This is a genomic window from Silvibacterium sp. (genome assembly GCF_047605705.1).
Lineage (GTDB): Bacteria > Acidobacteriota > Terriglobia > Terriglobales > Acidobacteriaceae > Silvibacterium.
This window is the reverse complement of sequence record NZ_JASGFD010000035.1, coordinates 20,495-33,767: the sequence shown is the minus strand read 5'-3', so window position 1 is coordinate 33,767 and position 13,273 is coordinate 20,495. Positions and strand designations below refer to the sequence as shown.

The window sequence follows — 13,273 nt, the reverse complement described above, 5'->3', positions numbered from 1 at the left end:
CGTTTATAGCGCAGGAATCAGTGAATCTCGACAGAGACGGTGTCGATGGTTCCCGTGAAGCGGTTGGGGGATTGGTAGTCCTGGCTTACGGGCGAGCCAAGGTCGCTGCCGATATCGAGCGTCTCGTTCGATGCGGCGACGACGTTCGCGAAGTCAGCCTGTCCCGCTGCCTTGCCGTTGATGGAGAGTTGCCCGGTGCCGGCAGTCGGCGGCGGCGCGTAGAAGGCGCGGGTCACCGTGGCCTCTTTCTTCAGCGGCTCATGCGGTGTGACGTCTACGACGATGTGCGCCTTGCCCGGTGTCAGCGGATCGGATGCGACGATCTCACCGGAGCGGTTGCCGTGCGCGTTGATCTCATAGACGACGCGATTGTCTTTCACGTACAGGGTTACTCCGCCGTAGCGGCTGCCCTGAGCGAAGATCACGCCCTGCGCGCCGCTCGCGGGGATATCGACATCCGCGGTGATGGTGTAGGCGTGGCCCGAGATATTCGGCGCGATGCGAGGCACAATGCGATCGACGCCTGCGCGATAGGTGAAGACCTTCTGCCCTTTCCCCTGGCCGATGGGATAAGGCGTGACGCCGGGCAGCAGGGGATAGACGTGATTGCGTTCGGCTTCCTGCGCAAAGAGAGCCTGCAGCTCCTTGAGCTTCTCCGGATGCGTCGCAGCGAGGTTGTGCGCCTGGCTGTAGTCCTCGTTCAGGTTGTAGAGCTCCCACGGATGCGTGTCGGGATCCTGCTTGTTGCCGGACCAGAGCGCGGCGTTGTTCTCCCATGTCTCGTGGTAGAGATCGCCCGCCCACCAGCCATCCTTGTAGATGCCGCGATTGCCGCTGGTGGCGAAGTACTGCACATGATGATGCGAGGGCTCGTTCGGATGATCGAAGGTGTATGCGAGGCTGGTGCCTTCGATCGGCAACTGCTTCACGCCATCGTGCGTGGACGGCGGTGCGATGTCCGCGAGCTGATAGAGCGTCGGGGCGATGTCATTCACGTGTGCGAACTGCGAGCGCAGGCCGCCCTTGTCCGCGATGTGCCCGGCCCATGAGATCACCAGCGGATCGGTGGTGCCGCCGAGGTGCGAGGCATCCTGCTTGGTGCCCTGGAAGGGCGAGGTGAGAGCCCATGCCCAGGCCGCGGCGAAGTGATTCATATACACCTCGCTGCCTAGCGCGCCGGAGGAGTCGAGACGCGCGGCGAGATCGAGCGGCTTGCCGTTCACATCCTGCGCATCGTGTCCTTCGAATCCGCCTTCGGCACTCGCGCCGTTGTCGCCGAAGATCTCGATGAAGATGGTGTTGTCGGCCTGGCCTTCCTCGCGCACTGTATCGATCAGGCGCCCGATTTCATAGTCGGTCTGCTCGGCGAAGCCCGCGTAGACTTCGGCCTGGTGCGCCAGCAGCTTCTTCTGGTCGGGAGTGAGCGAGTCCCACGCGGGCAGCGTGGAGGGGCGCGGCGTCAGCTCTGCGTTTGCGGGGATCACTCCGAGCTTCTTCTGGCGCTCGAAGCTCTGCTGGCGGATGACATCCCATCCCTGATCGAACTTGCCCTTGTACTTCTCGATCCACTTCTGCGCTACCTGGTGCGGCTCGTGCGTGGCGCCGGTCGCGTAGTAGAGGAAGAAAGGCTTATCGTGCGCGACGGCATCGTGTTCATGCAGCCACTTGATCGCTTCGTTGGTGATGTCGGTGGTGAAGTGGTAGCCCTGCTCGGGTGTGGCTGAGGGCTCAACCGGTGTGGTGTCGCGGTAGAGGCGCGTGTAGTACTGGTTGTCGGCGCCGGACATGAAACCGTAGAAATGCTCGAAACCCCAGCGTCCCGTAGGCCAGCGATCGAACGGGCCAGCGGGGCTCACCTGCCAGGTAGGTGTGTTGTGCCACTTGCCTACGGCCGCCGTGCTGTAGCCGTTCTCCTTGAGCACTTCCGCAACGGGCGTGATCTCTTCCGGCAGCAGCGTGTTGTATCCGGGATAGTCTGTCGCCGCTTCGGCAACCGTGCCGAAGCCTACCTCGTGATTGTTGTAGCCGGTCAGCAGGGCAGAGCGCGTGGGGGAGCAGAGCGAGTTGACGTGGAAGTTGTTGTACTTGAGGCCCGATGCTGCGAGGCGATCGAAGTTCGGTGTTGCGATGGGGCCGCCGAAGGCGCTCGTGGTGCCGAAGCCAACGTCGTCAACGAGAATGAGCACGATGTTGGGCGCGCCTGCGTGCGCTGTTGGCGGCTCCGGCCATCCGGGCTGCGGCGCATGCTGCGCGTCGTGGCCGGGCTCCGCGGCCGTCGAATCCTGCTGGTGATCTTTGGGCGCCTGATCTTCGCTCGCCCATACGGCATGCCAGGATTGCGCGGCAAGCGTGCTGCTCAACAGAAGCCCGAGTTTCTTTCTTCGTCTCATGCATTGCTCCCTGATTCCAGATTGCGATTACAGATTTCCGTGTGTTGCTGCGGGGATGTGTGCCGGCCTCTGTGGCCGGGCGGAATGCTTTCGCTAAGCAGTTACGGCTTCGCGCTGGCGTTGTGTGCGAGCCCACTCCATCACCCGGGCCGGCGCGCCCTTGCGGCGAAGTTCGTTCGCCATGAAGCGCATGTACGGATCGATGTGATGAAAGAAGTGCTTGTAGCCGGCGCAGAGATAATTGAGTCCGTACTCGCCTGACGCCGTGGTCGTGAAGCGATGCTTGGGACACTCTCCATTGCAGGCGAAACGCACATCGCAGCTGCGGCACTCCGCGGGCAGTCCCGTGTCTTTTGCCTTGCCGAAGCGATCCTGTTGCGGCGAGTTGAGGATGCGCAGCAGCGGCTGTTCGGTGATGTTGCCGAGCTTGTTCTCCGGGTAGACGAAGTGATCGCAGGAGTAAAGGTCGCCGTTGTGTTCGAGCGCCAGGGCGCTGCCGCATGTGGGGGCGAAGACGCAAAGCGACTGCGGCAGTCCGGCCCATGACTCGAGTGCGACATCGAAGGCCTGCACGTACACGCGGCCGACGTCCTGAAGAACCCAGTCGTCGAAGACCTCCTGTAGGAAGCGTCCGAACTGCAGCGATTCGACAGACCACTCGGAGACCTGCGTCTGCGTGCGCGCGTATGGCTTCAGCAGGCGCAGGCCGTTGTGGTCCGGCTCGTGCGCGACCTGCTCGATGACGGGGATGAACTGCAGATAGCGGCTGCCGATCTGCTTGAGGAAGCGGTAGACCTCGCGGCCGTGGTAGGAGTTCTTGCGATTGACCACGGTGAGCGTGTTGAATTCGACGCCATGCTTCTTCAGCACATCGAGGCCGCGCATCACGCGTGCAAAGCTCGGTTTGCCGCCCTTGTCGACGCGATAGGCATCGTGCAGGTGCTCGGGGCCGTCGATGGAGAGGCCGATGAGGAAGCGGTTCTTCGCGAGAAACTCGCCCCATGCATCGTCGAGCAGCGTGCCGTTAGTCTGCAGCGCATTCTCGATGGTCTTGCCGTTTGCGTATTGCTGCTGCAGCGCGACAATGCGCTCGAAGTATTCCACGCCGAGCAGCGTCGGCTCGCCGCCCTGCCACGCGAAGCTGACGTGCGAGGAGGGGTGCGAGGCGATGTACTGGCGGATGTAGCTCTCGAGCACATCGTCCGGCATGCGGAAGCCGCGGCCGGACTTCGCGTAGAGCTTTTCCTTTTCGAGGTAATAGCAATACGTGCAGTCGAGGTTACAGATCGGGCCGTGCGGCTTGGCCATGATGTGAAACGCGTTCATCGAAGATCCTGATACGCCACAGGGATGCGGAACACAAGGGAAAAGCCCGCGAAGGCATTCTCGCAGTCGGCCATGCGCTGGATGCGGAGACGGAGTGCTGCGTCAGAAGCGCGTCGTCGCCGATGTCCACGAGAAAGACTCCGATGCCGGGGAGGCACCAGGGTGACAACAACAGCTCTCGTGATGGCTGGAACGGAGACGCATCGAGTCGATGATGCTGGCCGGATGAGGGATTGTCAAGATCATGGATGGCCGGAGCGTGAGAGCGTTTCCCGGCAATCCAGGCCGGTCTGCACAAATCCGTTGCTTTTTGAAGATCGCTATGGCTATATAGGTTCATGCGCTCCCGCACAGCACAGCGTACGGCCTGTTGTTGTCGCACTCATCTGTCTCTCGCAGATTAGGCAGCGGCGTGGCGCGCGGTTTTGCTGATAAGTAGTGCAAGAGGTCCTCGAGATCTCTCCTGCTTCACCCACGATTCCTGTCGTGGGCTTTTTTGTTTTCAATTGAAAATTTTTAAGGAGGCGGTGTGAAGACTCTTCACATACGCAGGCGCGGCAGTCTATCTGTGCGTGCCCTGATTGCAGCGATTGTTCTTCTTGGCGGTCTCGGCGCGGTCAGCGCAAGAGCGCAGAATGATGGCTCACTTACCGGTTCGGTGCAGGATGCGCAGAAGGCGCAGGTCTCGGACGCAACCGTCACCGTGACAAGGACGGAAACCGGTCTCTCGCAGTCGAAGACCACGGACAAGTCGGGCTTCTACTCTTTCCCCATCCTTCTTCCCGGCCACTACGACATCACCGTCGTAAAGGATGGCTTCGACTCGCAGACCAAGGAAGGCGTGGAGATCTTCACGGGCCAGGCTTCCGCGGTGAACTTCACGCTCAACGTGGGGCATGTCGTCGAAAAGATCGAAGTGCATAGCGATGTGGCGCAGCTTCAGTCGACCTCTTCGTCCATCACGGATGAAGTCGAGAATACGGCGATCACGAATTATCCGCTTCTCGACCGCACGGCGACGCAGCTACAGCGCCTGAGCGGCATGGTCGTAAGCAGCGGTACCGGTTCGAGCACGGAATTCACCGTGGCCGGCGGCCGCGGCGACAATGCGAACTATACGGTGGATGGCGGCACTACGCAGAACCTTCTGCAGGGCGTGCCCGAGCAGGAGTTCAACCTGCCCATCGACTCGCTGCAGGAGTTCAGCTTCAGCATCTCGGATTACAAGGCCGAGCTCGGCCGCTCCGGCGGCGGCTTCATCCAGATGACCACCAAGTCCGGCACGAATAACTTCCACGGCAGCGCGTATCTCTACTATCGCAGCCAGGGATTCCAGGCAGTTCCGGATTTCACCACCAGCAATCCGCCGCTGCAGTACAAGTTCTTCGGCGCCAGCCTCGGCGGCCCTTTGTGGAAGGGCAAGACCTACTTCTTCTTCACGTATGAAGGCCGTCGCGAGACCACCAGCTCGAGCCTGCTGCTGAATGTACCCGATGCTCTGGAGCGCACCGGCAACTTCTCCGAGGTGGCGGCCACCGTCATCGATCCGAACACCGGCGTGCAGGCCGTCTACAACGGCCAGAAGAATGTGCTGCCGCCCTCCGAGCTCGATCCGTATGGCCAGAAGCTGGCCTCGTACTATCCGCTGCCGAACGTGGCGGGCGCAACGCTGAACACCAGCAACTTCGACGGCAACGATACGACGCAGACGGTGAGCGATATCTACGTGCTTCGCATCGATCACAAGTTCTCCGATCGCGACTCGGTTTACGGCCGCCTGCTGGCCAACCCCTCGCATTCGAGCGTTCCCAACGTGTATCCCACGGCGGGAACCGATCCTTACGGCAGCAGCACGCTGAGCTACTACTACAATCCCTCGGCCACCTGGAATCACACCTTCACGCCGAATCTTCTGAACGAGGCGCGCGCGACCTTCTCCTTCCGCCAGGCGCTCGCACTCACCAATGGCACCAACTCCGCCGCTGCGGCCGATCTCGCGCTGCCGGGCATCAACTCCGACTTCTTTCCCGGTGTCACGCTGGGCAGCTTTGCCACCATCGGCAACGCTTCGCAGCAGCAGCGCCTGCAGACGCCAATTCTCGCCAACGAATACGCAGACAATCTTTCCTGGCAGATCGGCAAGCACCAGACGAAGTACGGCGTCGATTACCGCACCTCTGCGGACGGCGATCGCTACTCGCCTTCGGCCGGCGGCTTCTTCACCTTCAACTCCACCGGCATCAGCAGTAACAATGCAGCGGGCTCGCTCGCAAACCTGCTGCTGGGCCGCGTCGCTTCCGCTTCGCGCCAGGAGACGGAGCTGCTCTACTCGCTGGCCTGGAGCTGGGGTCTGTATGCCCAGGATGACTGGCATGTGAACAATCGCCTGACGGTGAACTACGGTCTGCGCTGGGACCTGGATTCGCCGCGCTACCTGAGCAACAACCGCCAGAACTCGTTCGATCCCACGGCCATCAACCCGGTTTCGCAGACGCCCGGCGTCATCACCTTTGCCGGCATCAACGGACAGAGCCGCTACGCAAACAACTTCGACCGCACGCTCTTCGGACCCCGTTTCGGATTTGCCTACTCCGCGACGGACAAGGATGTGCTCCGCGTAGGTTCGGGCATCCTGTACGAAGGCGAGTATGACCAGGCCACGCCGATCGTGCTGGCGCTCGGCTTCTCCAACTCCATCTCGCTGACCTCGCCGAACTCGGTAGCCGGAACGCCGGCCTTCCTGCTCAAGGACAATGGCACGGACGGTACGGGACAGGCATCCTACCCGACGGCCGCACAGCTGACTCCGAGCTATGGAGCGGTCGCGGTGGGCGCCACGCCGAATACCACTGTGCAATGGATCCAGAAGGATCACAAGACCGGCTATCTCTATCAGCTCCACACCGACTGGCAGCACCAGCTGCCCGGCAGCACGCTGCTCGACATCGGTTACACGGGCACGTTCGGACATCACCTGGTGAGCCCGAACGCAGAGGGTGTCGACCAGATCACGCCGTCGAATCTGGCGTTGCTGGCGGCCGATCCTACGGCCTACAAGGCACAGTCGCTGCGTCCTTTCCCGCAGTTCACGAACGTGCAGAGCCTGTATCCGGATGATGGACAATCCGGCTACAACGCGGCCAACATACAGGTGCAGAAGCGCTACAGCAGCGGCTTCCAGTACCAGGCGAATTACACCTGGTCGCACATGCGTGACAACAGCGCGGCGCGCTTTGGCGTGGCCGGCTATCCCAACGACGGCTTCACCAACTACTACGACCAGAAGGGCCGCTGGGGACTCTCCGGCAGCGACATCCGCAACCGCATCATCCTCAGCGGTCTGTATGAGCTGCCCTTCGGCCACGGCAAGCTGATTCATGCGAACTCGTACATCGTGAATCAGGTCATCGGCGGATGGAGCGTCAGCGGTCTCGAGGAAGTTCGCTCGGGCACGGCTCTCAGCCCGATCGACACCACCAACAACACCGGCAGCTACTCTGACGGTGTGCGTCCGAATCTTGTCGGCAATCCGAACGACCTGCGCTCGGGCCGTTCGCGCGCGGCAAAGGTTGCGGAGTGGTTCGATACCAGCGCCTTCGCGCAGAACGCGAACTATACCTTCGGCAACGCGCCTCGCACCTTCGGCCGAGGTCCCGGGCTGGCGGATACGGACCTGACGCTGCTCAAGACCATCGACACGGTGGAGGGGCAGAAGCTGGAGCTTCGCATGGAGGCGTTCAACGCGCTCAACCACGCGAACCTTGCGAATCCGAATACCACCTTCGGATCGACAGGCTTCGGCACCATCACCGGTCTCTCCGGCGGTGCGACGGCTTCGCGTACGCTGCAGCTTGCCGCTCACTACACCTTTTAACCGGAGCCCTTACCAGGGCACCGCGCAGAACACGGATGCGCAGTTCGCAGTAACGTTCGTCGTTCCTGCGAACTGCGCATTCCTGTTGCGATCGAGAGGGAAAAGCTTTGACAGAGAACAACGCCGCGAATCCTGAAGTGTCACGCCGTAACTTTCTCAAGGGAACGGCTGCGGCTGCGATTGCGTCGAGTATTCCGGCTGCCGCATCCGGCCTGACACGGCGTCCGAATATCATCTACCTGCATTCGCATGACACGGGCCGTTATCTCGCGCCTTACGGCTACGATGTGCCGACGCCGCACATCCAGCGGCTCGCCGATGAAGGCACACTCTTTCGCAGGGCGTTCAGCGTGGCGCCCACCTGCTCGCCCAGCCGCGCAGGATTGCTCACCGGGCTCTATCCGCACAACAGCGGCATGCTGGGGCTGGCGCATCGCGGCTTCTCGCTGAACGATTACAAACAGCACATGGTGCATACGCTGCATGACGCGGGCTATCTCACCGTGCTGGCGGGCGTTCAGCACGTGGCGAAAGTGCCGGAGACGATCGGCTACGATCGCATTCTCGCGCGGCCATCCACGAAGGCCGATCACTATGGCACGAGCGCGACGGTTGTGGCCCCGGCGGCTGTGGCGTTTCTCGACAGCAGGCCCGCGGCTCCGTTCTTCCTCGACATTGGCTTCTTCGAGACGCATCGCGAGTATCCCGACGCGACTGCCGAAGACCGCGCAAACTACCAGGCTCCGCCACGTCCCATCCCCGATGCTCCTGAGACGCGTGAAGACTTTGCGCGATACCGCGCCAGCGCGCGCATTCTCGATGACGGCGTGCGCTGGGTGCTCGAGGCGCTGGAGCGAAACGGGCAGCTCGAGAACACGCTCGTGGTCAGCACCACCGACCACGGCATCTCCTTCCCGCGCATGAAGTGCAACCTCACCGACGATGGCTGGGGTGTGTCGCTCATCCTGCGTGGTCCGGGCATCGGCAAAGGCGTGGTGCAGGACGCGATGGTCTCGCAGATCGATCTCTTCCCGACGCTCTGCGACTATCTCGGCATCGCTGCGCCTGCATGGCTGCAGGGCAAGTCGCTGCTGCCGCTGCTCAACGGCAAGGTATCCGAGGTGCATGAGGAGATCTTTGCCGAGGTGAACTATCACGCCGCCTACGAGCCGGTTCGCGCCGTGCGCACCGGGCGCTGGAAGTACATCCGGCGCTTCGGCAGCAGGACCACGCCGGTTCTGCCGAACTGCGACGATGGCCTCAGCAAGTCACTCTGGCTGCAAGCGGGATGGGCGACGCATCGCCTGCCGCAGGAAAGTCTCTACGATCTGCTCTTCGATCCGACCGAGCATGAGAACCTGGCGGGCGATCCAGCCTATGCCGCGCAGCTCGAGGATGTGCGCGGACGCCTGCACCGCTGGATGGTCGCGACGAACGATCCGCTCCTGCAGGGTTCGGTTGCCGCTCCTGCCGGCGCCGTGGTCAACGATCCGGACGGGATCTCTCCGCAGGAGCCGGTGCGGCCTGCGTAAGGCAAAAAACACAGGCCGGCAAACTTCGCCGGCCTGGCCTTCGCTGGGTTTTATGGGGTTAATCCTGTTGAAAGGGAGCAAGAAAGCGTTTATTGCACTCATCACAGCGATAGGCGCGAAGCCGGAACAGCAAGCGCTCGAGCACTCTCCTGTGGGTACGATGGGTAGCGTGCCCTCCGCACTGTTTGCAGGCGGGGCGTACGTGCGCGGGCAGGGAAGCGTTGATCTGAGAGACATCTGCCATAGCGACCATGTGACTATTGCAGCACTGGTCCATTTTTGGCGGAATCCCGCAAAAGTACCGTGCCGGTAACGCTGCCGTCTTCCGCCTCATGACATTCGTACTCATGTGCGGAGGAGAAAACGGGCACGTCAAGCTGCCGCCAGGCTGCATAGCCGGCGCGTTTACATCTGGATTAGAAAGGATTGGCCGAAGGCCTTAGATGGTCGGGGAGAGAGGATTCGAACCTCCGACCCCCTGCTCCCGAAGCAGGTGCTCTACCAGGCTGAGCCACTCCCCGAACTGCTGTTGCTGGGAACTCGCGGGCGATGGGTCCTGGTGTTCCCGGCCTTGTTGCGAGCTAGAATCAAGTGTAACAGAAAGATGCGCTTTCGGACGAAACTCGCCTCGCTGCCGCCGGATTTTCTCCGCGCCTCTGCGCGATGTTTCACCATGCTCACGGCCGAGGCCGCCCGATGAGACCCCTGACGCCAGCCCAGTTCGCGCCGGTCCGCGTGCTCGACGGCGGTATGGCCACCGAGCTCGAGCGCCATGGCCTCGATATCTCCGGCCCGCTGTGGTCGGCGCACATTCTCGATACCGTGCCCGAGCGCATTCGCGCGGTCCATCTCGACTACCTGCATGCCGGGGCCGACTGCATTTCGACCGTCAGCTACCAGGTCTCGGCGCTGGGATACGAGGAGCTGGGCCGCCCGGCGCATCACGCCCATAATGCCCTCCGTCGCTCAGTGGAAATCGCCGAGGAGGCCCGTGTTCTCTATGCCGCCGAGAGCCCGCGTCCGGTCTTTCTCGCCGCCTCGCTCGGTCCCTACGGCGCAGCGCTCCATAATGGAGCCGAATTCCACGGCAATTACGAGATCCCCTTCACAGAACTGGTCGACTTCCACGCCGGGCGCCTCGAAATCCTTGCCGACACCAAGGCGGACCTCGTCGCCTTCGAGACGGTGCCCTCGCTCGAGGAGGCGCGCGCCATCGCGGTTGCCCTCGCCGATTTTCCCAATATCTCCGCCTGGGTCTCGTTCACCTGCCGCGATGAGGCGCATGTCGCCCACGGCGAGACGCTGGCCGAGTGCGCGGCCGTCTTCGGGGATCCGGAGGACGAAGACGAGGACTGCGAGCGGGTGATCGCCGTCGGCGTCAACTGCACCCAGCCGCGATTCGTGTTGCCGCTGCTCGAGTCCGTCCGGCCGGCCACGAAAAAGGCCACGATCGCCTACCCGAACTCGGGCGAGCTCTGGAACGCCGAAACCCGCTCCTGGTATCCCTCGGCATATGGCCCTGCCGATGTCGCAGGCTATGCCGCACTGGCGAAGCAGTGGTACGCTGTCGGAGCCCAGGCCATCGGCGGATGCTGCCGGACGACCCCGGCGCACATCCGCGCGGTGCATGATATCGCCGCGGCCGCACCGAAGTAACCATTCTGCCAACAGGTTCCTGCGTGAATCCCCGTGAATCCGGCCCTGTGGCGAGCGCCGCCCCGCGCACGCATGCGACAATAGTGTTTCATCGCCATGAAATCAGAGAATGCCGTGACCCCTAAACCGGTCACCGTCACGCCCGAGCTTCTGGCTCAGCACAGCATCACGGCCGAGGAGTACGAACGCATCCTCGCCGCGCTTGGCCGCACCCCTTCCCTTACCGAACTTGGTATCTACTCCGTGATGTGGAGCGAGCACTGCTCCTATAAGTCATCTCGCGTGCACCTGAAGCGGCTGCCGACCGAGAGCGCTCGTGTCGTGCAGGGGCCGGGTGAAAACGCCGGCATCATTGACGTAGGCGACGGCTGGGCCTGCGCCTTCAAGATCGAATCGCACAACCACCCTTCGTATATCGAGCCCTTCCAGGGCGCGGCCACGGGTGTGGGCGGCATTCTGCGCGACATCTTCACCATGAACGCCCGTCCGCTGGCGGTCATGGATTCGCTGCGCTTCGGGCCCATCGAGCCGGGCTCCGCGGATGCGGCGCTGGTGAACAAGAATCACTCCGTGCTCGAGGGCGTGGTCCACGGCATCGCGGCCTACGGCAACTGCTTCGGCGTGCCGAACCTCGGCGGCGAGACGCGTTTCGAGCCCTGCTATTCCGGCAATCCGCTGGTGAACGCCTTCGCGCTCGGCCTCGTCCGTCGCGATGAGATCTTCTACGCCAAGGCGACCGGCGTCGGCAATCCGGTGATCTATGTCGGGGCCAAGACGGGCCGCGACGGTATCCACGGCGCGACCATGGCGTCGGAAGAGTTCAAGGAAGGCTCCGAGCAGAAGCGCCCCAACGTGCAGGTGGGCGATCCGTTCATGGAGAAGCTGCTTCTCGAGGCCTGCATCGAGGCCATGAAGACCGGCGCGATCGTCGGCATCCAGGACATGGGTGCTGCCGGCCTCACCTCTTCGAGCTGCGAGATGGGCGCGCGCGGCGGTGTCGGCGTCGAGATGAACCTCGACCAGATTCCCCAGCGCGAAACCAACATGACCGCCTACGAGATGATGCTCTCCGAGTCGCAGGAGCGCATGCTCCTCGTCGCCGAGAAGGGCCGCGAGCAGGAAGTGCTCGACGTCTTCTATAAGTGGGGGCTCGACGCCACCATCGTCGGCACCGTCATTGCCGACCCGCGCATGCGCATCGTCCACAAGGGCGAGCTGATGGCGGATATCCCGAATACCTCGCTGACCGACGACGCGCCGCGTTATCACCGTCCCGTCGGTACGTGGAAGGCTCCGGTTCCGGTCGATGCTCCGGCGGAGGTGCTTGCCGAGTTAAGCAAACCGCGCGACTACACGGCCGATCTCAAGACGCTGCTCTCGTCCTCGAACGTTTGCGACAAGCGCTGGGTCTTCGAGCAGTATGACTCGATGGTGCAGACCAACACCGTGCAGGGCCCCGGCGCAGAAGCCGGCGTCATGCGCATCAAGGGCACGGGCACTCCGGGCCACGAGCGCGGTATTGCCATGGCGCTCGCCGGCAATGGCCGCTGGTGTTATCTGAACCCCGAGCTGGGCGCGCAGCACGCCGTCGCCGAAGCCGCCCGCAAGGTGGCCTGTAGCGGCGCGACGCCCGTCGCCACCACCAACTGCCTCAACTTCGGCAACCCGGAAAAGCCGGAGATTATGGCGCAGCTCTCCACCGCCATCGACGGCATCGCCGCGGCCTGCAACGCTCTGGGCACGCCGGTCACCGGCGGCAATGTCTCGCTCTACAACGAGACCAAGGGCGAGGGCATATACCCCACCCCTGTCCTCGGCATCGTCGGCGTAATCGACGACGTGACCAAGGCCGTGGGCTCGGACTTCCGCAAGGCGGGCGATGCGATCCTCTGGCTCTGGCCCAATACTTCGGAAGAGACCGAAGCCGCGGACGATCAGGATGCCTATCGCAAGCTCGGCTCGACCGAGTTCGCGAAGACTCTCCTGAAGTCGTTCTGGGGCGAAGTGCCGCAGCTGGACCTCGAAGCCGAAGCGAACCTGCACAAGCTGCTCGCCGAGCTCTCCGAGCGCGGCCTGATCCACTCGGCCAGCGACATTGGAGACGGCGGCATGGCCGTTACGCTGGCCGAAGGCGGCTTCGCCAACAAGCTCGGTGTCGATGTCGATATCCTCGACAACTCCGCCGAGACCGCAGACCAGCTCAAGCCCTACTTCAATCTCTTCTCCGAGTACGGCGACGTGCTCATCACCTGCGATGAAGCGCAGATCGTCGAGATCGAGTCGCTGGCCGAAGAGTTCGGCTACTTTGCCGACAAGCTCGGTCACGTCACCGGCGGTGCGTTCAAGGTCAGCATCAATGAGACCCCGGTCATCGACAGCACCGTTGCCGATCTCCGCGCGCCGTGGTCGCAGTCGCTCGAACAGACCCTGCACGACCACTCCGCGAACGAGGTGCTCGCGTGAACCCGCTGTTGATGGAAGGTTTCCCCGGCCAG

6 protein-coding genes and 1 tRNA gene are annotated in these 13,273 nt (G+C 62.7%); 4 read left to right on the top strand and 3 right to left on the bottom strand.

Annotated elements, in window-relative coordinates; genetic code table 11:
• Positions 1-17: 17 nt before the first annotated feature.
• Both QM649_RS13430 and QM649_RS13425 read right to left on the bottom strand, forming a co-directional pair.
• Positions 18-2,390, bottom strand: a complete 2,373-nt coding sequence (locus QM649_RS13430; RefSeq protein ID WP_415199559.1) for an arylsulfatase — start codon at positions 2,388-2,390, stop codon at positions 18-20.
• A gap of 93 nt (positions 2,391-2,483) precedes the next feature.
• Positions 2,484-3,716: an anaerobic sulfatase maturase gene (locus QM649_RS13425; RefSeq protein ID WP_415199558.1), complete on the bottom strand. Its 1,233-nt coding sequence runs from the start codon at positions 3,714-3,716 to the stop codon at positions 2,484-2,486.
• A 529-nt stretch (positions 3,717-4,245) separates the two neighbouring features.
• Between QM649_RS13425 and QM649_RS13420 the strand changes: the two genes are divergently transcribed.
• Both QM649_RS13420 and QM649_RS13415 read left to right on the top strand, forming a co-directional pair.
• Positions 4,246-7,590 carry a carboxypeptidase regulatory-like domain-containing protein gene (locus QM649_RS13420; RefSeq protein WP_415199557.1) on the top strand — a complete coding sequence of 1,115 codons (3,345 nt, stop codon included), beginning with the start codon at positions 4,246-4,248 and terminating at the stop codon, positions 7,588-7,590.
• A 107-nt stretch (positions 7,591-7,697) separates the two neighbouring features.
• The gene (locus QM649_RS13415; RefSeq protein ID WP_415199556.1) at positions 7,698-9,122 is read left to right on the top strand and encodes a sulfatase; all 1,425 of its coding nucleotides are present in this window, start codon (positions 7,698-7,700) and stop codon (positions 9,120-9,122) included.
• Between the two features lie 444 nt (positions 9,123-9,566).
• Here QM649_RS13415 and QM649_RS13410 read toward each other — a convergent pair.
• Positions 9,567-9,643, bottom strand: a tRNA-Pro gene (locus QM649_RS13410).
• Positions 9,644-9,818: 175 nt separating this feature from the next.
• Here QM649_RS13410 and mmuM point away from each other — a divergent pair.
• Together mmuM and purL are read left to right on the top strand one after the other, a co-directional pair.
• Entirely contained in the window at positions 9,819-10,778 is a 960-nt protein-coding gene (mmuM, locus tag QM649_RS13405) for a homocysteine S-methyltransferase (RefSeq protein WP_415199555.1), read from the top strand.
• Positions 10,779-10,874: 96 nt separating this feature from the next.
• The gene (gene purL, locus QM649_RS13400) at positions 10,875-13,241 is read left to right on the top strand and encodes a phosphoribosylformylglycinamidine synthase subunit PurL (protein ID WP_415199554.1); all 2,367 of its coding nucleotides are present in this window, start codon (positions 10,875-10,877) and stop codon (positions 13,239-13,241) included.
• Positions 13,242-13,273 lie beyond the last annotated feature (32 nt).